Genomic DNA, 24,015 nt, shown 5'->3' with positions numbered 1-24,015 from the left:
GACACCGGCTGCTGGGCGTCCCGGGCGCGGTCCCGGTAGTGCCCGGCCAGGACCTCCTGCGCGTCGTCCAGCCGGACGTGCACCGCGACCAGCGAGCCCTTGGGGCCGAACCGGGCCAGCTCGCGCAGCCACTGGTGGGTCAGGGTGTACGAGGGCAGCACGGGGAAGCAGTAGAGCCCGCGGGCCCCGCCCTGGCCCCGGCTGTCGGCCCGGATCCCGGCGCGGCGGATGCGCGGCGCGTTGGCCGCGGCGGTCAGGTGCACGAACATCGCCATGGGGCGCGATGCTAGCGCCCGGGCGGGCGGCGCTCCGAAGGGTTTTCCGGGCGCGAAGGCGCGAAGGTGCGAAGGCGCGATGACGCGCGGGTGCGCGGGTGCGCGGGTGCGCGGGCGACCGGGGCCGCGCCGCGGTGTCAGGGCTGCGCCGTGCGGCGCTCGATCAGGGCGGCCAGGCCGTCCAGGATGCGTTCCAGGCCGAAGTCGAGCGCCTGGTCGCGCCCGCCCGGTTCGGCCACGGCGGCCGCGACCGCGGGGTAGCGGTCGGCGTGCTGCTGCATCACGAGGCCGAAGACGGTGAGGAATTCGGCCTCGGGGGAGCCGGCGGGCCCGGTGGCGCGGGACTGCGCGGCGATCCCGCGCACGTGTCCGGCGAGGAGGACGGCGGCGTCCATCCGCTCGGGGCCGGTCAGTCCGTGGCCGTCGAGCGCGGACACCACCCGCTCCAGCCAGGTGAGTTCCTTCGGGCCGACCACGCGGGGGCCGACGGTGGCGTCCAGCAGCCACGGGTGCCGGGCGAAGGAGTCGGCCAAGTGGCCCGACCAGGCGGTGAGTTGTTCCCGCCAGCCGGTGCCCTCGGCAGGGCGCGGCGGCTCGTCGACGGCCGACTCGACCATCAGGGCGATCAGTTCGGCCTTGCCCGGGACGTAGCGGTACAGCGACATCTTGGTGAAGTCGAGCAGCCCGGCCACCTTCTGCATCGAGACCGCGGCCAGGCCCTCGGCGTCGGCGACCTCGACGCCCGCCGCGGCGATCCGCTCCAGGGTGAGGGCCGGCTTCGGCCCCCGGGTCGGCTTGGCCGGCGGCCCCCAGAGCAGCCGCACCGTGTCGTTCGCCGCCTCGCCCATCGTCCGCTCCCGTCCTGGGGTTCCGTATCGGGTCCGCCGGGGGTCGTCCCCGGCTCGTCGTCGGCTCCTGCCTCGGGGGTTGCCCCGCGCGCCAACTGTGTCTACCGTACACAGCAACAAACCGTGTCTGCGAGACACAGTTTCTCGATCGACGGACGGAGCGGTTCCCATGAGCACCAGGATCCTGATCTCGGGCGCGAGCATCGCCGGCCCCGCGCTGGCCCACTGGCTGGGCAGGTACGGCTTCGAGGTGACCGTGGTCGAGCCGGCGCCCGCGCTGCGCGACGGCGGCCAGGACGTCGACTTCCGCGGCCGCACCCACCTGACCGTGCTGGAACGGATGGGCGTGCTGGACGAGTTGCGCGCACTCGGCACCGGCGGCAGCCCGATGACGTTCGTGGCCGCCGACGGGCGCCGACTGCTGCACCTGCCCGCCGAGTTCGCGGGCGGCGACGTGGAGGTCCCGCGCGGGGAACTCGCCCGGTTGCTGCACCGGCACAGCAGCGCCCGGGCCGAGTACCTCTTCGGTGACTCGATCACCGCGCTGGAGGAGACTCCGAGCAGGGTCCGGGCCGCCTTCCGGCACGCCGCACCGCGGGAGTTCGACCTGGTGATCGGCGCCGACGGGCTGCACTCCAACGTCCGCCGGCTCGCCTTCGGCCCGGAGCAGCGCTACGTGCGCCACCTCGGCTACTACGCGGCCACCTGGCAGCTGCCGAACGACCTCGGGCTGCCCGTCGGCTCGGTGGGGCTGAACGTCCCCGGCCGGCTGATGTCGGTCGGCGCCGGCCACCGGGACCCGAGCCGGGCGGGCGCCTTCGCCCTGTTCGCCTCGCCCGAGCTGCGCTACGACCGCCACGACCAGGCGCAGCAGAAGGCGCTCGTCCGAGCCGCCTTCACGGGCCTCGGCTGGCGGGTCCCGCAGCTGCTGGAGAGCCTGGACGCCGCCCCCGAGCTGTACTTCGACTCCATCAGCCGGGCCGATGTGCCCGCCTGGTCGAACGGCCGGATCGCCCTCATCGGCGACGCCGCCTGCGGCGCGACCATCGGCGGCATGGGCACCGGGACGGCGGTGGTGGCCGCGTACGTCCTGGCGGGCGAGCTGGCCCGGGCACGCGGTGACCACCGCACCGCCTTCGAGCGGTACGAGCGGCTGCTGCGCGGCTACGCCCAGGGCTGCCAGAAGGGCGGCGACCGCACCGGGCCGTTCCTGGCGCCGCGCACCGCGACCGGGCTGCGGTTCCGCAATGCGCTGCTGAACCGGCGGTGGGCGCTGGACAAGATGCTGGAGCTGGGGAAGGAGGTCAGCAGCGTCGAACTGCCGGACTACGAGGCGGAGTTGTCGGGCACGATCGGCCGTGCGGGCCGTGCGGGCCGTGCGGGCTGAGCGGGCCGGGCGGCGAAACGGTGCGCGGCTGCACGCGCCGGGGCGGGGCTCACGGCGGCGGGCCGATGTGGCTGCCGCCGTCGAGGACCGCCTCCACCCGGACGGCCGAGCGGGCGGGGCGCTCGACGGCGAGGGTGTGGTCCGCGACGGGCCGGTCGGCGGACCAGTCCGGGCCCTTGACGGTGAGCCGGGTGACCCGGCGGCTGCCCGCCGCGAGCAGGTACTCGGTGCCCTGCGGGGAGCGCCACCACGTCCAGGCCACCGTGTCCCGCGCGAACCGGCTGCACGCCCGGCCCGGACCGCCGCCGGTGCGCTGCGGGCCGCGGGCGGTCGGCAGGACGACGGCGGTGGCCGCGCTGCCCTCGCCGTTCCAGCGGTCGGCGCGCAGACAGACCCAGGCGGCCGAGCCCGCGTTCTGCGGCAGCGGTTGCACCGCGAAGGCCCACAGGTCGAGCTGCTTGACGCCCGGCCTGCCGTCCGGGACGGCGCAGCCCGCCCGGGCCCAGGCCTGCAGCGCGTCCTGGGCGGTCGCCTCGCGGGGCTCGCGGGCCGACTGCGCCGACTGGGCGGACTGCGCCGAGGGGGAGCGGTCCGGCGGCGGGAGGTAGGTGAGGTGCGCGGGGACGAGGCCGCCCAGGTCGGCCAGCAGGAAGGCGTGCTTCTCGGCGACCACGGGGGAGGACCGCAGCTGGAGCAGGGTGGCGCCCCGGCAGTCGGCGAGCCCACCCCCGGGAGCCGGCGCGGTGACGCCCTCGGGGTGCTCCAACGGGCGGGCCGGGGCGTCGGGTTGGTCGATCCGGCGGGTCTCGGCGGAGTCCACCCAGGGCGCCAGCAGGTACCGGACGTCGGAGCCCCGACGGCGCAGCGCCACCGCGCCCGCCGTGGTGAGGTCCGAGTCGTCGGCCCGGGCGAGGTCCAGACCGCCGTCGCGACCGTCGGTGTAGCGCGCCAGGCGCCGGCCGTCGTACAGCACCACCACACCGGTGCCCTCCACCGTCCCCGCGAACAGCAGCTGCGGTGCCTCGACGGGCGGGGCGGGGTCCGTACCCGGCTCGGCACGGGTCTGCGGGCCGGGCTGCGCCCAGGCGGCCAGGGCGCGGCCGAGCAGTGCGCCGTCCTCGCGGCGGTCGCCCCGGGCGGGCCAGGCGGAGAAGTCGACCCGTGCGGTGTGCTGCCAGGCGTCGGGCGCCACCCGGACCAGCCGGGCCGGATCGGCGGCACCCGGCGCGCCACCGGACGCCGGACCTGCCGGCGCTGCCGGGCCGGAACCGCCGAGTACGGCGGCCGTGGTGGTGAGCCCGAGCACACCGACCGCCAGCGCCGCGGTGAGCGTGCGACGGCGGCGCAGCAGGTCGGTGGGCTGCACCCGGACCGCGCACGGGTCGAAGGCGGGCGGCTCCCGGTCCCCGCCTGAGGGGACGGCCGCGGCTGCGGCGACCGCGTCGTCCGGCCGGGCCACCCCGGCCTGCCGCAGCACCTCGGCCGCCTGCCCGGCGGACAGCTCCTCCACGGTCCGCAGGGCGAACGCGGCCCGGGCCGGGGCGTCGAGCGCGGCGAGCGCGTGGTCGAGCCCCGCGTCCTCCTCGCCGCCGTGCGGGGTGAACAACCGCAGCCCCCAGACCCGGGGCGCCAGCAGACGGGCGGCCGGGTGCGGGCGGAGCGCGGTGCGCAGGACCCGCAGGCGCAGGGCGGCGTACAGCGGGTCCGCCCCGGCGGCGACCGGTCCGTCGGCGCCCGGTGCGTCGTGGCGGGTCGTGCCGTCCTGGAGGGTCGTGCCGTCGTGGCGGGCCCCCTCGTCACGGCGGGTCCAGCGGAAGGGCAGGGCGCGGTGGACGGCGGCGTGGGCGGCGAGCACCCGGCTGTGCCGGTCCCGGTCGGCCGGCAGCGCCAGGTACGCGAGGCGGACCAGCCTGCGGTAGTGGCGCACCAGCACCGCCTCCGCCCGGGCCACCGGACGCGCGGCGACCCTCTGGGCCGGCGCCGCCGCGCCCACCGTCCGTCCTGGCAAAGGGTCCTCCCGGGAACCGTGCGTGGTGCTGGAGTGGTGGACGGTCCAACGAGTCGATCATGTGATGGTTGCGCTGTCCGGGCGACCGGCGTGCCACCGGGAGGCGCGGGACGGGTCCTCCGGCCGCCCGTCGCCCCCGCTCGCGGGGCGACGGTGCACGTCCCGCCCCCGGTCCGGCCCGTCGGAGGCGTGTTCGTGGACCGGGGTCCAAGGACCCACCCGTTCGGCCCCTTGGCCCCTGGCGATCCGCGCCGCCGCGCGCCATGCTGCCGGTAACCGGCCGGGACGATCCGCGCCCGGTCGGACCAGCACCGTTGGACGAGGTGAACCGGCGTGCGGCATGCCACCGTCGAATCCGTGATGACCAGCCCCGTGGTCCTGGTCTCCCCCGAGACCGGGTTCCGGGAGATCGTGACGCTGCTGAGCGAGTACGACATCACCGGAGTACCGGTGGTGGACCCGGAAGGGCGGCCGCTCGGCGTCGTGTCGGAGGCCGACCTGCTGCGCACCCTGGCCGCGCAGGAGGACCCGGGCAGTCTGCTGCCGGCGCCGGAGTCGCCGCAGGCCGGCCCGAACGGCGAGGTCACCGCCGCCGACCTGATGACCGGCCAGCCGGTCTGCACCTCGCCCGGCACCAGCGTGGTCGCGGCGGCCCGCACGATGAGCCGGCACGGGCTCAAGCGGCTGCCGGTGCTGGACGAGGAGGGGCGGGTCGTCGGCATGGTCAGCCGCGGGGACCTGCTGCGGGTGTTCCTGCGCGAGGACGGGGTGATCCGGCGGGAGATCGTCGAGGAGGTGCTCGGCCGGATCGAGGGCGTGAGCCCGGCGGAGATCGGGGTGGAGGTCAACCAGGGCCGGGTGGTGCTCAGCGGCACCGTGCCCGAGCCGCACCTGGTGCCGATCGTGCTCAACCTGTGCCGCGCGGTGGACGGCGTGGTCTCGGTGACCGACCGGCTCGGCGCCGGGGGTGCGGCGGCGGTCGGCTGAGCCGGCCCCGGGCCCCGCGGCCGACCGTCGCCTCAGGGGGTCCGCCCGGTCCCGGCACGGACCCGGGGGTCCCGCTTCGCATACAGCGGACCGTACCGGGTAACTCACTCTGTGTGCCCGGCCGATCCGACTGCCGGGGCGCCGGAGCACCGGGGAGGCGGCCGTGACCGTCGTTTTCGACGCGGACTTCACTTCGACCAGGCAGTGGATCACCGGGCGTAGCAGCGCCTACCCCCGGATGGGGCCGACCAACCGGAGCGACCACAAGCTCGACTACCTCGTCCGCGGGTACTGCCCGGGCGGGGTGTTCACCGCCACCCGGCGGCACAGCGGCGGGCTGTGGAGTTGCAACCTGCTGACCACCGAGGGCAGTCCGGACGGGTTCCAGGTCCGCACCGGGGACGTGCTCTCGGCGCGCGTGACGCTGCCCACCGGGCTGGGCGCCTGGCCGGCGATCTGGACCTGGCGGGACGGCGGCAACGAGGTGGACGTCTTCGAGTACCACCCCGACAACCCCGACCTGCTGGAGATCTCCAACCACGTCCGGGGCGGCTACCGGTACTGGCACGGCGGCGGCGCCGGGATCGGCCCGGGGGCGACCTTCGGCCTGCGGGTGGTGCTCGGGGCGAACTCGGTGGACTGGTACGTCGAGGACGAGCTCGTCTACGCGGACCTGCACGGGGTGGGGCCGGGCTGGCACGCCTACCTGATCGTCAACCTGTCGGTGGCGGACGGGACGTACCACGCCCGGCCGCCGGTCTCCGGGCCGGACCGGCTCAGCTGGGTCTGCCACAGCCTGCAGGTCGAGCGCTGAGGCCGCCGGTACCGAGGGCCGGCTCCGCGCGCGGGGTTCACGGTGCGAAGGCGGCGGTGATCGGGCCGTGCGGGCCGTAGCGCTGGAACCACACCGTGCGGCGGTTCCGGCCGATGTGGGCGGGATCGGTCACGTACAGGTCGTCGTGCGGGGCGCGCTCGTTGCCCGGGGCGAGGGCCGCGTCCACGGCCCGGTCCGCGAGTGCGTGCAGCAGGGCGGTGGCGGTGGCCTCGGCGGCGGACGGCGCGATGGCGAGCGCGGTGAGTTCGGCCCAGAGCGCGGTGGCGACGTAGGCGATCGGGGAGTGGCCGAGCGTCGGGTGGGGGCTGGGGTCGGCGTGGCGCCGCAGCACTCCGGCGGCGACGAGCTGCTCGGGGGAGCGGGCGTCGTCGGGCGGGTGGTGGGTCATGCGCGGGTGCCGGGTCACGAGCGGCACGCTACCCCGTGGATGCGCGCTCGTGCGCCGGAACGTTTTCTCAGGCTTTCTTCACAGCGCTTTCACCGGTGCCGGGCGCAGGATGGTGGTAAGGCGCTGATCACCTCGGCCCCAGGTGGGGCCGGAGGAGGAGGTCCTGATGAGGCACTGGCACGGATACGGGCACGGCCACGGCATGAGCGGCTGGGGCATCGGGCTGATGGTGATCGGGACGCTGCTGGTCCTGGCCCTGCTCGTGCTCCTCGCCGTCGCCCTCTTCCGGTACGTCTCGCGCTCGCGGCAGCCGGTCCCGCCCGGCCGTCCGGCGGCACCGGGTGTGGCCGGGCCGGGGCCGGGCGGCCCCGGCGGCTGGGGGGCGGGACCGCCCGCGGAGCAGGTGCTCGCGGATCGGTTCGCGCGGGGTGAGATCGACGCGGAGGAGTACCGGCACAGACTGGAGACGCTGCGCTCGGCGAGCGGGCCGGGCGGCGGATGGCCCGGCAGTGCCGGGCCGGGTGCCGGCGGACCGGGTGCGGCCGGCCCGGCGGGCGGTGGGCCTCCGCCCGGCGCGGCGGAGTAGGGGCAGGGGCCCGGGAAACGGGGCGGGCCCGCCGCACGGGGTGTGCGGCGGGCCCGGTGCGCGCCTGCGAGGGGGCTTCGACGCGCGTCGTGGCGACCGGCGTCCCCGTGCCCCGGTCGACTACTCGACGACGAGCTCGACCGGGATGTTGCCGCGGGTGGCGCGGGAGTAGGGGCAGACCTCGTGCGCCTGCTTGACCAGCAGCTCGCCGGTCTCGCCCGCCAGGGACTCGGGCAGCTCGACGCGCAGCACGACCGCGAGGCCGAAGCCCGCGCCGTCCTTGCCGATGGAGACCTCGGCGGTCACCGAGACCTCGCTGGTGTCCACCCGGGCCTGCCGGCCGACCAGGCCGAGGGCGCTCGCGAAGCAGGCGGCGTAGCCGGCCGCGAACAGCTGCTCGGGGTTGGTGCCCTGGCCGTTGCCGCCGAGCGCCGGCGGCATCGCCAGCGCGAGGTCCAGCTGCCCGTCGGAGCTGACGGCACGGCCCTCCCGGCCGTTGGCGGTGGCGGCTGCGGTGTAGAGCGCGTCCATGGTCGGTCCCCTTCGTGGTGCTTCGGTTGCTCGGATGCGGGTGGGTCCGGGGTGCGTCGCCTTCGTTTCCGCGACCCGTCCGGGTTCCTGCCCTGCGACAAGTAGAGCACGCAATTCAATTGCGCACAACTCAATGGTGCGAGTGTGATCGGTACCATGAAGCCATGACCACGCTTCCCGGCATGGCGGACGAGGAACTGCTCCGCCTCGACCAGCAGATCTGCTTCTCGCTCAACGCGGCCTCGCGGGCCTTCGGCGGCGTCTACCGGGTGCTGCTCCGCGACCTCGGGCTGACCTACCCGCAGTACCTGGTGATGCTGGTGCTCTGGGAGGACGGCGAACTGCCCGTCAAGCGGATCGGCGAGCGCCTGCGGCTCGACTCCGGCACGCTCTCCCCGCTGCTCAAGCGGCTGGAGGCGGCCGGGCTGGTGCGCCGCGAGCGCAGCGCGCAGGACGAGCGGTCCGTCACCGTCGCGCTCACGGCCGAGGGGTCGGCGCTGCGCGAGCGGGCCGGGCAGGTCCCGCGTCGGCTGCTCGCCGCGACCGGGCTGCCGGTCGAGGACCTGGCGGAGCTGCGCGGGCTGCTGGAGCGGGTGACCGCCGCACTGGACTCGGCGGCGGTGGAACCGGCGCCGTAGAGCCGGCCGGAGACCCCGCGTCGGTGCGGCGGTACCGACGTCGCGCGGCGTGTGCTGCGGGGTGCGTGCGGTGGGGCCCGAGCTGCCCGGGCGGTGGCACGGTGCCGGTGGCGCGGGGGTGGCCCCGTGGGGTGGGTGTGTGGTCGGTGGCGGGGGGCTTGTCAAGCCGGCGTCGCACGCGGTGTGATCTGGGTCACTCGCCCGGCCTGCCGAGGACGTCCGTGGGCCCGAATCGGCAGGTCAGTGGCGCTGTTCAAAAGTGGGCGGAAACGTTCGCCAATTGTCCGCCCGATCCGGTCAACATCCCGCGCCTCCCGGACGGTTACACCACGAGCCCCCAAGGGGCCGTCGGCGTGCCACCCGGTGGGCCGGCCAGCTGACCCACGAAAAGGGGGGCGTGCGTGAACACTCCCGGGCCGGGCGAGGAGCGGGGCCTCCGGGCGGACCCGCTCGGCGACCTGCCGAACGACTTCGAGGCCTTCTTCACCCGCGAGAACTCCGGCTACCTCCGCTACGCCCAGCAACGCCTGCGGCACCGCGAGGACGCGCAGGACGCGGTCCAGAACGCCGGCACGACGCTCTACAAGAACTGGCGTCGCGCCCTGGCCAGCGCCGATCCGCAGGCCTTCGCCTTCAAAGTCGTGAAAGACGCGGTGGTGGACGTCCTGCGCGACCGCCGGCGCACCGAACGCAAGCGGCTGCGGGTGATCGCCCAGCGCCGCCCCGACACCAGCCAGGACGAGCTGGACGAACTCGCCGAACTGGACGCCCTGGACTGGGCGATGGACGAACTCGCACGGGCCGCGCCGGTCCAGGCGGACGTCGTCCGGCTGCGCCAGGCGGGCCTGTCGTACCCCGACATCGGCCGGTCGCTCGGCATCGCGCACACCACCGCCCGGACCTACTACAGCCTCGGGCGGCGCCACCTGGAGTACCTGCTGGAACACCCGGGAGACGACGGAGCGGAGACATGAGGGCCGTGACATGGGGGCCGTGACGTGAGGGCCGTGACGTGAGGGCGGACGCATGAGGGCGGAGACATGAGGGTCGGGGACCTGCTGCGCGCGCAATCCGCCGAGCTGGACCGGGAGTTCGACGACCACGATCCGGTGGCGTTCACCCGGCGGCTGGCCGAGCGGCTCGCCGCCGCCCGTCGGCCCGCCCCGGCCGTGCGCGAACGCCCCGCCCGTCCGCCGGCCGGAGCCCGGCCACCGCACGCACCGGCCTCGGGGGCCGGCCCGGGGGCGGGGCTGGGATCGGGAGGCGGTCCGGGGCCGGGCCCGGGGCAGGCCTGGAGCTCGCTCCCGGGCGGGGTGCCGGGCACCGGCGCGGGCACGGGGACCGCGCAGTCCCCCTGGGCCGGCGGACGGGCGGAGCTCCGCAGGGACCTGCGGCACCTGTGCGCCGGCGTGGCGGGCGCCGCGAAGCCCGGAGAACTGGCCCTGGACCTCGAACTCGCCGAGAAGACCGCCTTCCGCACCCTCGGCTGCCTGCTGTACGGGATGGGCCGCACGGCGGACGGCGTCTTCTGGTGGCGGATCGCCGCCCAGTACGGCGACCAGCTGGCCGTGCACTGCCTGGCCGTGCACTACAGCGCCGAGGGCGAGCGGCGCGACGCGGCACGCTGGGCCGCCCAGGCACAGGACCTCAGCGCCCCGGGGCGGCTGCCCGATCTGGCGCCGGAGGTGCGGCCGGGCGGTCCGGCCGAGCTGGCCCGGGTGCTGGCGGAACGCTACGACGGGGAGATCCTGCTGACGCTCCGGGACGCGGTCGCGGCGCGGCCGAGGGCGGATCCCGCGCGGTTGGGCGTCCGCGCGGTCCGAGGGCGCGGGGTGGTGCGGATCCGGTGAAGGGGGCGGCCTGCCGTCAGCCGAGTCCGAGCCCGAGCCCAAGCCCGAGTCCGAGCCCGAGTCCGAGTCCGAGTCCGAGTCCGAGTCCGAGCCCGAGCCCGAGTCCGAGCCCGAGTCCGAGCCCGAGTCCGAGTCCGAGCCCGAGTCCGAGTCCGAGGACAGCCTTCGGTCACCCGAGCGCGGAGACGGCGTCGCCCAGGTACCCGGCGCCGAGCACGGCAGCGACGGTGGTCACGATCGCGGCCTGGTGGGCGGCCGTCCAGGCCCGCCACTCGCCGAGGGTCCGGGCTCCGCCGCGCATCCGGACCGCCAGGGGCACGAGGGAGCCGAGCGAGCCGATCGACACCAACAGGGCCGCTGCCACCGCCCACGTGCCGGGGCCGGCCGCGGTGCCCGCGATCGAAGCGGCGCCGCCGACGGCCGGGAGCAGGGTGTTCGGGCCGCTCGCGACGAGTGTGAGGGCGAGGCCGGCGGACCTCGCGGGCGAGTAGCGCTCGATCGACTGCAGCCAGGCGGGCGGCGCCGTGACGTGGCCCGCGCGCGGCCGGTCGTGCCACTGCCGCGCGGCCGACAGCAGGAGCAGCGTGCCGAGGGCGAGCTTCAGCCAGGACGGCCAGGTGGGGGCGGCCCCGACCCCGCCCAGTGCGCGTCCGGCCACCAGGACGAGGATCACCGGCACGGCGAGGCCGAGCACCCAGCCGGCCGCGAAGGCGAGGCCCTTCGTCCGCCCGCGCGGGGTGGCCAGGACGAGGATCACGGTGATGAGCGGCAGCGGACTGATCGCGAGCGCCACCGCGGAGGCCAGCATCGAACCGACCGCTTCACCCATGGCGGGTCCTGCCTTCCCGTCGCCGGGCGCACGTCCGTCATCCTACGGCGGGGCGGGTGGGGCCGTCGGGTCGGTCGGGGACGGCGGAGGCCGCCGCACCGGTGTGGTGCGGCGGCCTCCGTGGGCGACTCCGGGCCGTCGGTCGGGCCGGGCGCGTCGGTCGGGCCGGACGTGTCGGCCGGGCCGACGCGTCAGTCGGTGCCGGACTCGATCGCGGCGTGGTCGAGCGCGGTGGACTCCTCCGCGTCGCCGTTGCCCGCGGCGATGGGCGCGGCCCCGCCGGGGGCGAGCTCGCCGATCAGGCCGCTCCACGGCGCCAGCTGGCCGTGGACCGCGTACTGCTCCAGCTTGCTGCGCGAGTCGGCGATGTCGAGGTTGCGCATGGTCAGCTGGCCGATGCGGTCGTCGGGGACGAACGCGGCGTCGACGCTGCGCTCCATCGACAGCTTCTCCGGGTGGTAGCTGAAGTTGGGGCCCTGGGTGTCGATGACCGAGTAGTCCTGGCCCCGCCGCAGCCGCAGCGTGACGCTGCCGGTGACCGGGTGGCCGATCCAGCGCTGCATGCTGTCCCGGAGCATGAGCGACTGCGGGTCGAACCACCGGCCCTCGTACAGCAGCCGGCCGAGGCGGCGGCCCTGGGTGTGGTAGGTGGCGAGGGTGTCCTCGTTGTGGATGGCGTTGAGCAGCCGCTCGTAGGCGATGTGCAGCAGCGCCATGCCGGGGGCCTCGTAGATGCCGCGGCTCTTGGCCTCGATGATCCGGTTCTCGATCTGGTCCGACATGCCGAGGCCGTGGCGCCCGCCGATGGTGTTGGCCTCGTGGACGAGGTCGACGGCACTGGCGAACTCCTGGCCGTTGATCCGGACCGGGCGGCCGAACTCGAACTCGACGGTGATGTCCTCGGTCGGGATCTCGACCTCGGGGTCCCAGAAGGCCACGCCCATGATCGGGCTGACGATCTCCATCGAGGTGTCCAGGTACTCCAGCCGCTTGGCCTCGTGGGTGGCGCCCCAGATGTTGGCGTCGGTGGAGTAGGCCTTCTCGGCGGAGTCCCGGTAGGGCAGGTCGCGCTCGGCGAGCCACTCGGACATCTCCTTGCGGCCGCCGAGCTGGTCGACGAACGCCTGGTCCAGCCACGGCTTGTAGATCCGCAGGCTGGGGTTGGCAAGCAGGCCGTAGCGGTAGAACCGCTCGATGTCGTTGCCCTTGTAGGTGGAGCCGTCGCCCCAGATGGACACCCCGTCCTCCTGCATGGCGCGGACCAGCAGGGTGCCGGTCACGGCGCGGCCGAGGGGGGTGGTGTTGAAGTACGTCTGCCCGGCGGAGCGGATGTGGAAGGCGCCGCAGGCGAGGGCGGCCAGGCCCTCCTCGACCAGCGGGGCCCGGCAGTCGACCAGCCGGGCCTGCTCGGCGCCGTACGCGCGGCCGCGGGCGGGGACGTCGGCGAGGTTCGGCTCGTCGTACTGGCCGATGTCGGCCGTGTAGGCGTACGGGAAGGCACCGTGCTCGCGCATCCACGCGACGGCGACGGAGGTGTCCAACCCACCGGAGAATGCGATGCCGATCCGTTCACCGACCGGCAGCTTGCTCAAGACCTTCGACATGGATGCACCCTATGACCCGCGCGGGCGGGCCCCTGATTCAGCGTTGTGTGACGGGATTCGGCGTACTCGATCCGATGCCCCGAACTCTGGCATAGATTTGCAGAGGACCGCAAGAGCATACGATCGAGTCGGTCGGGGCGGGTCCTCGTGGAGCCGATCTCCGGTGGGGGTGGATCCGGTCAATTCGCTTGCCCAGCAGCACAGTTGGGATCGCGAGTAACTCCGGCGGGCGGTGCGGGGTGCCGAGAACGGCCGCTTCGCATGGACGGGCGGGCGGCGGCGGTGCGGTGGCGCTCCGTCGATACGGCGAGTACGCGGCGTGTCGGCGCGGCGGGTGTCGCCGCGGCATGCCGGCGGTCGAACGCCGACCGGGCCCGGACGCGACTCCCCCGCGGGGTGGCGTCCGGGCCCGGTCGGCGGCCTCAGCGCTGCGCCGGGGGACCGGAGCCGGCGGTGTCCCGGTCTGCAGTGTCGGCCCGGTCGGCCGGGCCGGTCGGCGCCGAGGTCACGAACGTCCGCTCGGTGACCGCGGGGACCGGCCTCAGCACCAGCGCGGCGGCGCAGGCCGCGGTGACCGCCGCCATCGCGATCAGCAGCGTCCGGTAGTCGAAGCGGTCGATGAGGACCGTGCCGGCGGCCAGCGACAGCGACTGCGGGACCAGCACCAGCATCGTGCAGATGGCGTTGACGCGGCCCTGGAGCCGGGACGGCGTGTGGAGCTGCGCCGCGGACGACAGCACCACCATGATCCAGGTGATGGCGATCCCGTCCGCGACCTCGCCCGCGACGACGAACGCCAGGTTCGGCGCGCAGTAGGCGAGCGCCGCCACCGTGAACGCGCCGATCCCGAGGCCGGCGGTGCGCGCCATGCCGACCCGCCGGATCAGCGCGGAGACCGTGAGGCCGCCGACCACCGCGCCGACGCCCTGGACGGCGTTCAGCGGGCCGAGCGCCGACGGTGGCCGGCCGAGCCCCTCGTCCACCACCGCGAACATCACGGTCTGGCTCAGGCCGATGACGCAGAACGCGCAGGCCGCCGCGTAGCCGATCCGGGCCAGCACCGGTGTGGCGCCGATGTGCCGTACACCCGCGAGGGCGCTGCGGAGGAACGGCTCCCGTGGCGACTCCGGTCCGACCGACTCCTCGACCCGCAGGCCGGCGAGCGCCAGGATCGCGGCCAGGAAGGTGAGGGAGTTGAGCACGGCGAGCGTTCCGGCCCCGGCGGCCGCGTAGACCGCCACGCCGACCAGCGGGGCGATGATGCGCAGCCCCTGGGCGACGGTCTGCAGCAGGGCGTTGGCGCCGGTCAGCTGGTCGTCGGGGAGGAGGTCGCGGCGGATTCCGGCGGACGCGGCGCCGAGGACGCCGAAGGCGACGCCGTAGCAGACCGCCACCAGGTAGATGATCCAGAGCTGTTCGCCGCCGTGCACCGCGAGCAGGGACAGCACGGCCAGCGCCATCAGGGCGTTGGTGGCCATGAGCAGCGGACGCCGCCGCACCCGGTCGGCGAGGTGACCGAAGAGCGGCGACAGCACCATGGGCGCGCCGAGGGCGGCCTCGACCCCACCGGCGGCGGCGTTGCTGCCGGTGAGGTCCTTGGCCCAGATGCCCAGGGTCAGGAACAGGGCGCTGCTGCCGAAGCCGGAGAGCGCCTGGCCGATGAGCAGGCGGCGGAACCGGGGGTCCGCGAGCGGCTTCACCGCCTCTCCCGGCCGTCGCGGGGGTGCAGCAGGACGGGTGCGGACTCGTGGCCCCGGATGAGGTTGGAGTGCAGCCTGCGGGCCGGGCCGGCCGGTTCGGCGCCTTCGGCGCGGGCGAGCAACTCGGTGAACAGGACCCGCAGTTCGGTGCGGGCGAGGGCCCCGCCCAGGCAGAAGTGCGGGCCGACGCCGAAGGAGACGTGCGGGTTGGGCGTGCGCCGGACGTCGAAGCGCTCGGGCGCCTCGAAGACCGTCTCGTCCCGGTTCGCCGACGGCATCCAGACCGTCACCGGGTCGCCGGCCCGGATCGAGCGGCCGGCGATCTCGACGTCCCGGGAGGCCGTGCGCAGCACGTGCATCGCCGGGCTGGTGAAGCGCAGGACCTCGTCGACGACGCCGTCCATCCGGTCGGGGGAGGCGGCCGCGAGCCGCCACTGGTCGGGGTCGGCGGCGAAGGCGAGGAGTCCGCCGACGGTGGCGTGCCGGGTGGTCTCGTTGCCGCCCGAGATGAGGCCGTCGCAGTTGAGGAAGATCTCCTCGTCGGTGAGCGGCTCGCCGTCGACGAGGCCGTTCACCATGGCGCTGATGACGTCCTCGCCCGGTTCCTCGCGGCGGAAGTCGACGAGGTCGGCGTAGTAGGCGAGCATGCCGGCGTGTGCTTCGAGCCGGGCGATCGGGTCGACGTCGGAGGCGCCGAAGGCGGCCCGGGTGGAATCGAGCATGAAGCGCCAGTCGCTCTTCGGCACGCCCAGCAGGTCGCAGATCACGGCCACCGGCAGGACGGCGGCGAAGTCGGTGAACTCGCAGGGCTCGCCGGCCAGCACCGGCTCCAGTTCCTCGCGGACGATCGTCCGCATGTTCTGTTCCAGGCGGGCGACCGTGCGCGGCGTGAACGCGGAGCTGATCACCCGCCGGATCTTCGCGTGCCGGGGCGCGTCCGTGACGATGAGCATCTTCCCGGCGGCCTCGGCGGTGGCGGTCGGGTTGTGGCCGATCCGCATGCCCTGGGCGGAGGTGAAGGTCGCGGTGTCCTTGAGCACCCGCTGGACGTCGGCGTGCCGGGTGACGGCCCAGAAGCCGCCGCCGTCCGGGGACTCGTTCCAGTGGACGGGGTGGTCGCGGCGCAGTCCGTCCCACACCGCCTCCGGGTCGCCGGCCCCGTACAGGGCCGGGTCGGCGAGGTCGACCGTCGGCGGGGCGCCGGGGATGCCGGTTGCTTTCGTCATGACGCGCTTCCCTGGGTGGTGGCCGGCGCCGGGCCGAGCAGCTGCTCGGCCCGCGCGATGGACAGGATCCGTTCGGGCCGGCCGAGGACCAGCTCCGGGAGGTGCCGGGAGACGGCCGCCACCGGCCAGTCCCACCAGCGGGCCGTGAGCAGCCGCTCGACGTCCTCGGGGCCGTAGCGGGCGCGGATCACCCGGGCCGGGTTGCCGCCCACGATCCGGTACGGCGCCACGTCGGAGGCGACCAGGGCGCCCGCGCCGATGATGGCGCCGTCGCCGACGGTCACCCCGGGCATGATGGTGGCGCCGCGGCCGATCCAGACGTCGTTGCCGATCCGGGTGTCGCCCTTGCGGCCCGGCCCCCGGGCGATCAGGTCGTCGAGCAGGCTGTCGCGCCAGTCGCCCTCGAAGCTGAGGAACGGATAGCCCGTCGGACCGTCGAAGACGTGGTTCGCGCCGGCCATCACGAAGGTCACGCCCGCGGCGATGGAGCAGTAGCGGCCGATGAACAGGCGCTCGGTGCCGAACGCGTAGCGGACCCGGGCCTCCTCGAACCCGGCGGTGTCCTCGGAGGCGTCGTAGTAGGAGAAGTTCCCGGCGACGACCTTGCCGTCCGGTTCGAGCACCGGGCGGATGAAGACGAGGCGGTCGTCGCCGAGCGGACGCGGATCGCGGGGGTCCGGGACGTCCAGGTCGGGGTCGAGGTCGGGATCGGCGTCGGGCCCGGGGGCGTGGTGGTCAGTCACGGCGGGCCTCCGGTGCGGCCGCCCGGTCGTCCCGCGGGGCCCGCAGGGCGGCCGTCACCAGCGGCCCGGACTGCTCCATGACGGCGGGCGTCATCATCGCGTCGTGGTCGGAGTCCACCACGTGGTGCTCGGCCGCGGTGAGGTACGGCTGCCAGGCCTGCGCCGCGGAGCCCCGCTCGGCGACGGTCTTGGCGGCGGCGATGCTCAGGACCCGCCCGTGGTAGCCGTCCGGGTGCGGCGGCCCGAGGAGGGCGGCGACGCCCTTGGCCGCGCGGACCAGGGCCCGGCTCTGGCGGGCGTCGAGGGCGCCGTCGGCGGACGGGCCGGCGATGACCTCGCCGGTCACCCACGCGGCGAAGTCGCCGTCCAGCTCCTCGGGCGTCACCGGCCGTTCGTACGGCCAGGCGTCGTAGAGGACGACCAGGTCGACCGTCCGTCCGGAGGCCTCCAGCAGGCGGGCGACCTCGTAGGACAGGACCCCGCCGAGCGACCAGCCCATGACGACGTACGGGCCGTCGGGGTGCGTCGCGGTGATCAGGTCCGCGTAGCGCCGGGCCAGTGCGTCGAGCGACTCGACCGCCTTGAAGCGGCCGTGGCTCTCCGTCACCTGGATCCCGTAGACCGGCTGGTCCCGCTCCAGGTGGGGCAGGACGGAGCTGTAGCACCAGCTGAGCCCGCCGATGGGGTGGATGCAGAACACCGGGCGGCTGCTCGCCCGGCCGCGCCGGAGCTCGATGACGCTGGCGTACGGGTCGGTCGGGGCCTCGTCCAGTCGGGCGGCGAGCCCCGCGGCGGTGGGCGCCTCGAACAGCGTCGCGATGCCGATCTCGGCGCCGAGCAGGGCGCGGATCCGGCCGATCAGCCGGGTCGCCAGCAGCGAGTGACCGCCCAGCTCGAAGAACGAGTCGTCCGGGCCGACCCGGTCCAGGCCGAGCTCCTGCGCGAAGAGCCGGACCAGCACGGCCGTGCGCGGGTCGTCCGGGGCGTCCTCGCCGGCCAGGCCCTCCGCGGCGGGGCCGCTCGCCGACGGCGCGGGCAGGGCCTTGCGGTCGAGCTTCCCGCTCGGGGTCAGCGGCAGCCGGTCGAGGACCACCACATCGCCGGGGACGAGGTACTCGGGCAGGTGCTCGGCCGCGTACCGGCGCAGGGCGCCGGCGGGGTCCCGGTCCTGCGGCTGCAGGCCGGCCGCCAGGACGGCGTAGGCGACCAGCCGGACGTCCCCCGGGCGGTCCTCACGGGCGACCACCGCGGCGTGGGCGACCTCCGGGTGGCCGGTGAGCACCGCCTCGACCTCGCCGGGCTCGACCCGGAAGCCCCGGATCTTGATCTGCTCGTCCGTCCGGCCGAGGAAGACCAGCTCGCCGTCCGCGGTCCAGCGCACCAGGTCGCCGGTGCGGTACAGGCGCTCGCCGGGAGCGCCGAACGGGTCGGGCAGGAAGCGCTCCGCCGTCAGCGCGGGCCGGTTCAGGTAGCCGATGGCCAGCCCGGCGCCCGCGAGGTACAGCTCCCCGGGCACGCCGGGCGGGACGGGACGCTGCCGCGCGTCCAGCACGTACACCCGGGTGTTCGCCACCGGTCGGCCGATCGGGACGGCCTGCGGCACCCCGTCGACGGTGCGCATGGTCGCGCACACCGTGGACTCGGTGGGGCCGTAGGCGTTGACCACCTTCGCGAAGTGCCGGGCCGCGTCGAGGACGGCGGGGGTGCAGGCCTCGCCGGCGGTGATCAGCGTGACGCCGGCGACGTCCTCGTCGAACTCGGTGGCGAGGACCACGGCCGGCGGCAGGGTGGCGTGGGTGATGCCGTGGACGCGCAGGAAGTCCGCCAGGGCCGGGCCCGGGACGCGGTCCGACTCCGGGACGACGACCAGGCACCCGCCGGTCAGCAGCGCCATCCAGGTGTCCCAGACGGAGGCGTCGAAGCTCGTCGAGGCGAACTGCAGCACCCGGCTGTCGGCGTCGACGCCGAGCGTCGCCGCCTGGGCGTGCACCATGCTCGGGACGCCGCGGTGGGAGACCACCACGCCCTTCGGACGGCCCGTCGACCCGGAGGTGTAGATCACGTACGCCGGGTGGGCGGGGAGCAGCGGCGCGGTCCGGTCCGCGTCGGTGGGCGCCGCGGCGGGCCGGTCCGCGACCGAGCGCCGCAGCTGTTCGTCGTCCAGCGCCAGGACCGGCAGGCCGGGGGCGGTGGGCAGGGCGGCGGCGACCTCGCCGGTGCTGAGCACACACGCCGGGGCCGCGTCCCGGAGCATGAAAGCGACGCGGTCGGCGGGGTAGGACGGGTCGACCGGCAGGTAGGCCGCCCCGGCCTTCAGGACCGCGAGCAGGGCCACCACGCCCTGCTCCGAGCGGGGCAGGGCGAGGGCCACCAGGCGGCCCGGCCCGATGCCGCGGGCGATCAGCTCGTGCGCCAGCCGGTTGGCGCCGGCGTCGAGTTCGGCGTACGTCAGCTCGGTGCCGAGGCAGCGGACCGCCGGGGCCGCGGGGGTGTGCGCGGCCCGGGCGGCGAAGAGCTCGGGCAGCGTCCCCGCCGGCACCTCGGTGGTGGTGTCGTTCCAGTCCCGGAGGACCTGCCGGTGCTCCCGGGCGGAGAGCAGCCCGACCTCGCCGATGCGGCGGCCCGGGTCGGCGGCCAGCGCCTCCAGCACCAGCACCAGCCGGTCGGCGATGCCCTCGACGGTGGCGTGGTCGAACAGGTCGGCGTCGTACCCGATCGCGGCGACCAGGCCGGCGGCCGGCCCGGACGCGTCGTCGGAGCCCGGGCGCTCGCCGAACACGAAGGACAGGTCGAAGGCCGAGATGCCCATGCTCAGGTCGTGGGGGGCGACCGCCAGCCCCGGGAGGGCGAGTTCCGCGCTGATGCTGTTCAGCATGGAGACGCTCACCTGGAACAGGGGGTTCGCGCCGGGTACCCGGGCCGGGTTGAGCGCCTCGACCAGGGTCTCGAACGGGACGTCCTGGTGGGCGTAGGCGCCGAGGTCGGCCTCCCGGATCCGGCCGAGGAGTTCGGCGAAGGTCGGGTCGCCCGAGACATCGGTGCGCAGCACCAGGGTGCTGGCGAAGAAGCCCACCAGGCCGTCCAGCACGGCGTCGGCGCGCCCGGAGGTGGCCGTGCCCAGCGGGATGTCGGGCCCGGCGCCGCAGCGGGAGAGCACCACGGCGACCGCGGCCTGCAGGGCCATGAACACGGTGCAGTCGTGGGCCCGTGCGGTGGCGGCCAGGGCGGCGTGCAGCGCCGGGCCGACCTCGACCGCGACCTCCCCGCCGCGCAGGCCGACCGTGCCCGAGCGCGGCCGGTCGAAGGGCAGCGCGAGCTGGTCGGGGATGCCGGCGAGGGTCCGGCGCCAGTACTCGGTCTGCTGCGAGAGCCGGCTCGCCGGGTCGTCCTCGGCGCCGAGGAGGTCCCGCTGCCACAGCGTGAAGTCGGCGTACTGGACGGGCAGCGGCGGCCACGCCGGGGCCGTGCCGGTGCGGCGTGCCGCGTACGCCTCGGCGAGGTCGTCGAGCAGCGGCTCCAGCGACCAGCCGTCGCAGGCGACGTGGTGGACCACCAGCAGCAGGACGTGCTCGTCCGGGGCGAGGCGGAAGAGGCGGGCGCGCAGGGCAGGTTCGGTGGTGAGCCGGAAGACCTTCCCGCTCTCCCCGGCGAGTTCGGCCTCCAGCGCCTCCGGGGTGGTGTCGGTGACGGTCAGGGCGGTCCGGGCCTCGGGGCCGGTCAGGACCTTCTGCCAGGGGCGGCCGTCCTCGGTGGGCAGGACGGTGCGCAGCGACTCGTGCCGGTCGACGACGTCGCCCAGGGCGGCGTTCAGTGCCTCGACGTCCAGGGCGCCCGTGAGGCGCGCCGCGTACGGGATGTTGTAGGCGGCCCCGCCGTCGAGCTCGTTGAGGAACCAGAGGCGGCGCTGGGCGAAGGACAGCGGCAGGCGCTCCGGGCGCACCGCGGGACGCACGGCCGTGCGGGCCTGCTGCCCGAGGGCGACGGTGGCGGCCAGGCCGGCCGGGGTCGGGGCCTCGAAGACGGCCCGGATGGACAGTTCCACGCCGAGGGCGGCGCGGATCCGGTCCACCAGCCGGATGACCAGCAGCGAGTGCCCGCCGAGCTCGAAGAAGGCGTCCTCGACGCCGACCCGCTCCAGGTCGAGGACGTCGGCGAACAGTCCGCACAGCGCCTCCTCGGTGGCGTTCGCGGGTTCGCGGCCGGTGGGCCCGGCGGAGACGTCCGGTGCGGGCAGGGCGGCGCGGTCGACCTTGCCGTTGCGGGTCAGCGGGAGGGCGTCGAGGACGACGATCGCGGCGGGGACCATGTGGGCGGGCAGGTGGGCGGCGGCGAAGTCGCGCAGTGCGCGGGAGTCGGTTCCGTCGGGGCAGGCCGCGTAGGCGACGAGCCGGCGGTCGCCGGGGGTGTCCTCGCGGACGAGCACGGCGGCGCCCCGGACGGACGGGTGCCGGCCGATGGCGGCCTCGACCTCGCCGAGTTCGATCCGGAAGCCGCGGATCTTCACCTGGTCGTCGGTGCGGCCGCAGTACTCCAGTTCGCCGACGGCGTTCCAGCGGCCCAGGTCGCCGGTGCGGTAGAGGCGGCCGCCGGGCACGTCGCCGAACGGGTCCGGGAGGTAGCGCTCGGCCGTCAGCGCGGGGCGGCCGAGGTAGCCGCGGGCCACGCCGGGACCGCCGACGTGGATCTCGCCGACGACCCCGGTGGGCACCGGCTCGCCGCGGGCGTCCAGGACGACCAGCCGCCAGCCCGGGATCGTGCCGTCGATGGGGGAGACGTTCCCCTCGGCCGCGGCGGCGGGCCCGGTCCCGACGGGGGCCATCACCCGCCAGGTCGTCAACACGGTGTTCTCGGTGGCGCCGTAGGCGTTCACCAGCCGGGTGGAGTCCGCCGGGTGCCGGCGCTGCCACCTGCCGACGGTCGCGAGGTCGAGCGCCTCGCCGCCGAGCACGACCAGCCGCAGCCGCAGCGCGTCCAGCCGGTGCCGTTCCTCCCGGGCCACGAACTGCCGGAAGGCGGACGGCGTCTGGCTCAGGACGGTGACCTGCTCGCGGGCCAGTACCCCGTGCAGCGCGTCCGGGTCCATCCCCGCCTCGCGGGGCACGACGACCAGTCGGCCGCCGAAGGCCAGCGCGCCCCAGATCTCCCAGACCGAGAAGTCGAAGGCGAGCGAGTGGAACAGCGTCCACACGTCGGTGTCCGACGGGTCCGCGAGGCCCTGGACGGAGGCCAGGAACGCGGCGAGGTTGCCGTGGGTGACCTCGACGCCCTTGGGCCGGCCGGTGGAGCCGGAGGTGTAGATGACGTAGGCGAGTTCGGCCGGCCCGGGCCGTACGGGCGCGGGCCCGGGGGCTTCGGCCGGGTCGGCGGCGCCGGTCGTTCCGGCGGCATCCGTCGTTCCGGTCGCGTCCGTCGCGCCGGTGGCGTCGAGGGTGCGCCACGGCCCGTCCGGGACGCGGGCCGCGGTACCGGGGTCGGTGAGGACGAGCGGCACCCGGGCGTCGTCGAGGATGAACCGCAGGCGGGCCGGCGGGTAGTCCGGGTCGACGGGGACGTAGGCGGCGCCGAGCCGCAGGACCGCGAGCACGGAGGCGACCATGTCGACGGAGCGGCCGAGGCAGACCGCGACCCGGTCGCCCCGCCGGACGCCCGCGCCGGCCAGCAGCGCGGCGATCCGGGCGGCGCGTTCGTCGAGCAGGCGGTAGGTCAGCCGGGTGCCACTGCCGTCGGTGACGGCGGTGTGCCCGCCGACGGCCGCGACCTGCGCCGCGAAGCGCTCGACCGCCGAGGGCCGCACGTCGGGCAGCGCGCCCGCCGGTCCGCCGAGGTCGAGCAGCCGCTGCCGCTCGGCCCGGTCCGTCACCGGGAGTTCGCCGACCGGCCGCTCCGGATCGGCCAGCGCCCCGGCGAGCAGCAGCTGCCAGCGGCGGGCCACGGCCTGCGCGGTGGCCCGGTCGAAGACGTCCTCCGCGTACTCCAGCACGCCGCTCAGGCCGGCCGGCTGCCCGTCCGCGCGGTGTTCGGTCAGGCCGAGGCTGAGGTCGAACTTGGCCGCCCCGGCGCCGAACGGCTCCTCGGCGACCGTGAGGCCGGGCAGGACCAGGCCGCCCTCCCCGCCGGCCTCCAGCGAGAAGCTCACCTGGAACAGGGGGTTGCCGCTCGCGGTGCGGACGGGGTTGACGGCCTCGACCACCCGGTCGAAGGGGACGTCCTGGTGGGCGAACGCCGTCAGGGCCGTGCGGCGCACCCGCTTCAGGAGCTCGCCGAAGGTCGGGTCGCCCGAGCAGTCGACCCGGAACACCAGGGTGTTGACGAAGAACCCGACGAGCTCCTGCAGGTCCTCGTCCGTCCGGCCGTCCACCGGCGAGCCGATCGGGATGTCGGTGCCCGCGCCCAGCCGGCTCAGCAGCGCCGCGAACGCCGCCTGCAGCGCCACGAACGGCGTGACCCGGTGCTCGCGGGCCAGCCGCGTCAGCGCCCGGTGGGTGTCGGCGTCGACCTCGAAGTGCACCGTCCCGGCCGGCGAGGAGCCCGCCGTGGGCGGCCTCGGCCGGTCCCGGGGAAGCACCAGCTCCTGCGGCGCGCCACGCAACTCCTCGCGCCAGTGGTCGAGTTGCCGGGAGACCAGGCCCTGCGGATCGTCCTCCGCGCCGAGCGCCGAGCGCTGGCGCACCGCGTGCTCCGGGTACTCCAGGGGCAGGGCGGGCCAGGCCGGCTCGGCACCGGCCCGGCGCGCCGCGTAGGCCGTCCCGAGGTCGCGCTCCACGAGCCCGAGGGACCAGCCGTCCGCCGCGATGTGGTGCAGCACCAGCACCAGCACGTGCTGCGCCGGGCCGGTCGCGAACAGCCATGCCCGGACGGGGAGTTCGGAGGTCAGGTCGAACTCGTGCCGGCAGGCGAGGTCGACCCGGCCCGGCACCTCCCCGGCGGCGCACTCGGCGGACTCCACCGTGAACCGCCCGGCGACGTCGCCGGGCGGCACGACCTGCTGCCACGGCTCGCCCGCGATCTCCGGGAACACCGTCCGCAGCGCGGCGTGGCGCCGTACGACGTCGCCGAGCGCCGCCGTGAGCGCGGTCCGGTCGAGCGGGCCGGAGATCCGCACCACCCGGGGCATGTTGTACCCGGCCCGGTACTCCCCGAGCCTGGAAAGGAACCACAGCCGCTGCTGCGCCGGTGACAGCGGCAGCCGGCCGGCACCCGCCGCGGCGGGTGCGTCCGGCGACAGGGGTGCCGGGGCGGGAGTCGACCCGTCTTCCCGGGCGTCCAGACCGTGTGACATCCGATGTACCTCCAACTCCGTCCCGAACGACCGTGACTAGGCGCTGCGCAGGCTCTTGGGCCGCATGTCGGTCCAGTTCCGCTCGATCCACTCCAGGCAGTCCGGCTTCTTGCCCCGGGCCCCGGCGTCCTGCCAGCCGGGCGGGTTCTCCCGGTCCTGCGGCCAGATCGAGTACTGCTCCTCGTCGTTCACCACGACCTTGTAGTCCAGGTCGAGTTCGTCGTCGGACATGGCAGACCTCCACAGGGGGAAAGGGGTTGGGATGACGGATGGTGCGGGTCCCGCCGTGTGCTGACGGGGT

18 protein-coding genes and 1 pseudogene are annotated in these 24,015 nt (G+C 75.4%); 7 read left to right on the top strand and 12 right to left on the bottom strand.

Annotated features, from left to right (window positions below):
- Positions 1-275: pseudogene (locus ABT048_RS19965) on the bottom strand (HEAT repeat domain-containing protein); the annotation flags it as partial.
- A 137-nt stretch (positions 276-412) separates the two neighbouring features.
- Positions 413-1,123, bottom strand: a complete 711-nt coding sequence (locus ABT048_RS19960; protein ID WP_350522737.1) for a TetR/AcrR family transcriptional regulator — start codon at positions 1,121-1,123, stop codon at positions 413-415.
- 169 nt (positions 1,124-1,292) lie between these two features.
- Here ABT048_RS19960 and ABT048_RS19955 point away from each other — a divergent pair, with 169 nt between their 5' ends.
- Entirely contained in the window at positions 1,293-2,510 is a 1,218-nt protein-coding gene (locus ABT048_RS19955; RefSeq protein WP_350522736.1) for an FAD-dependent monooxygenase, read from the top strand.
- A gap of 49 nt (positions 2,511-2,559) precedes the next feature.
- On the opposite strand, the gene ABT048_RS19950 is transcribed toward ABT048_RS19955, so the two are convergent.
- Positions 2,560-4,518 carry a hypothetical protein gene (locus ABT048_RS19950; RefSeq protein WP_350522735.1) on the bottom strand — a complete coding sequence of 653 codons (1,959 nt, stop codon included), beginning with the start codon at positions 4,516-4,518 and terminating at the stop codon, positions 2,560-2,562.
- Between the two features lie 360 nt (positions 4,519-4,878).
- Here ABT048_RS19950 and ABT048_RS19945 point away from each other — a divergent pair, with 360 nt between their 5' ends.
- A complete protein-coding gene (locus ABT048_RS19945) occupies positions 4,879-5,505 on the top strand; it encodes a CBS domain-containing protein (RefSeq protein ID WP_350522734.1) in 627 nt (208 codons plus the stop codon).
- A 163-nt stretch (positions 5,506-5,668) separates the two neighbouring features.
- Positions 5,669-6,319 (top strand): LamG domain-containing protein, encoded by a 651-nt coding sequence (locus ABT048_RS19940; protein WP_350522733.1) that lies wholly within the window; start codon positions 5,669-5,671, stop codon positions 6,317-6,319.
- Between the two features lie 37 nt (positions 6,320-6,356).
- On the opposite strand, the gene ABT048_RS19935 is transcribed toward ABT048_RS19940, so the two are convergent.
- Positions 6,357-6,746, bottom strand: a complete 390-nt coding sequence (locus ABT048_RS19935) for a hypothetical protein (RefSeq protein ID WP_350522732.1) — start codon at positions 6,744-6,746, stop codon at positions 6,357-6,359.
- A gap of 148 nt (positions 6,747-6,894) precedes the next feature.
- Here ABT048_RS19935 and ABT048_RS19930 point away from each other — a divergent pair, with 148 nt between their 5' ends.
- Entirely contained in the window at positions 6,895-7,314 is a 420-nt protein-coding gene (locus tag ABT048_RS19930) for an SHOCT domain-containing protein (RefSeq protein WP_350522731.1), read from the top strand.
- 120 nt (positions 7,315-7,434) lie between these two features.
- On the opposite strand, the gene ABT048_RS19925 is transcribed toward ABT048_RS19930, so the two are convergent.
- Positions 7,435-7,845 (bottom strand): organic hydroperoxide resistance protein, encoded by a 411-nt coding sequence (locus tag ABT048_RS19925; RefSeq protein WP_189921741.1) that lies wholly within the window; start codon positions 7,843-7,845, stop codon positions 7,435-7,437.
- A 164-nt stretch (positions 7,846-8,009) separates the two neighbouring features.
- On the opposite strand from ABT048_RS19925, the gene ABT048_RS19920 reads away from it, so the two are divergent.
- The 3 genes from ABT048_RS19920 (at position 8,010) to ABT048_RS19910 (ending at position 10,333) form a co-directional block, all read left to right on the top strand.
- The gene (locus ABT048_RS19920) at positions 8,010-8,483 is read left to right on the top strand and encodes a MarR family winged helix-turn-helix transcriptional regulator (protein WP_350522730.1); all 474 of its coding nucleotides are present in this window, start codon (positions 8,010-8,012) and stop codon (positions 8,481-8,483) included.
- A 401-nt stretch (positions 8,484-8,884) separates the two neighbouring features.
- The gene (locus ABT048_RS19915) at positions 8,885-9,457 is read left to right on the top strand and encodes an RNA polymerase sigma factor (protein WP_350522729.1); all 573 of its coding nucleotides are present in this window, start codon (positions 8,885-8,887) and stop codon (positions 9,455-9,457) included.
- 66 nt (positions 9,458-9,523) lie between these two features.
- Positions 9,524-10,333, top strand: a complete 810-nt coding sequence (locus tag ABT048_RS19910) for a hypothetical protein (protein ID WP_350522728.1) — start codon at positions 9,524-9,526, stop codon at positions 10,331-10,333.
- 169 nt (positions 10,334-10,502) lie between these two features.
- Here ABT048_RS19910 and ABT048_RS19905 read toward each other — a convergent pair whose 3' ends face one another.
- The 7 genes from ABT048_RS19905 to ABT048_RS19875 form a co-directional block, all read right to left on the bottom strand.
- Positions 10,503-11,162, bottom strand: coding sequence for a GAP family protein (locus ABT048_RS19905; protein WP_350522727.1), 660 nt, complete (start codon positions 11,160-11,162; stop codon positions 10,503-10,505).
- Between the two features lie 191 nt (positions 11,163-11,353).
- Positions 11,354-12,766: an argininosuccinate synthase gene (argG, locus tag ABT048_RS19900; protein WP_350522726.1), complete on the bottom strand. Its 1,413-nt coding sequence runs from the start codon at positions 12,764-12,766 to the stop codon at positions 11,354-11,356.
- A gap of 422 nt (positions 12,767-13,188) precedes the next feature.
- Positions 13,189-14,466 (bottom strand): MFS transporter, encoded by a 1,278-nt coding sequence (locus ABT048_RS19895; protein WP_350522725.1) that lies wholly within the window; start codon positions 14,464-14,466, stop codon positions 13,189-13,191.
- A complete protein-coding gene (locus ABT048_RS19890; protein ID WP_350522724.1) occupies positions 14,463-15,692 on the bottom strand; it encodes a cytochrome P450 in 1,230 nt (409 codons plus the stop codon). Before ABT048_RS19890 ends, ABT048_RS19895 begins: the two co-directional genes overlap by 4 nt.
- Positions 15,689-16,435 (bottom strand): CatB-related O-acetyltransferase, encoded by a 747-nt coding sequence (locus tag ABT048_RS19885; RefSeq protein ID WP_350522723.1) that lies wholly within the window; start codon positions 16,433-16,435, stop codon positions 15,689-15,691. Before ABT048_RS19885 ends, ABT048_RS19890 begins: the two co-directional genes overlap by 4 nt.
- The gene (locus ABT048_RS19880; RefSeq protein WP_350522722.1) at positions 16,428-23,714 is read right to left on the bottom strand and encodes a non-ribosomal peptide synthetase; all 7,287 of its coding nucleotides are present in this window, start codon (positions 23,712-23,714) and stop codon (positions 16,428-16,430) included. Before ABT048_RS19880 ends, ABT048_RS19885 begins: the two co-directional genes overlap by 8 nt.
- A 36-nt stretch (positions 23,715-23,750) precedes the next feature.
- The gene (locus tag ABT048_RS19875; protein ID WP_350522721.1) at positions 23,751-23,945 is read right to left on the bottom strand and encodes an MbtH family protein; all 195 of its coding nucleotides are present in this window, start codon (positions 23,943-23,945) and stop codon (positions 23,751-23,753) included.
- Between the last annotated feature and the right edge of the window lie 70 nt (positions 23,946-24,015).

The sequence above is a fragment of the Kitasatospora sp. NPDC096140 genome (assembly GCF_040303045.1).
Taxonomy (GTDB): domain Bacteria; phylum Actinomycetota; class Actinomycetes; order Streptomycetales; family Streptomycetaceae; genus Kitasatospora.
The sequence above is the reverse complement of the archived record's forward strand: the minus strand, read 5'-3'. Positions and strand labels throughout refer to the sequence as shown.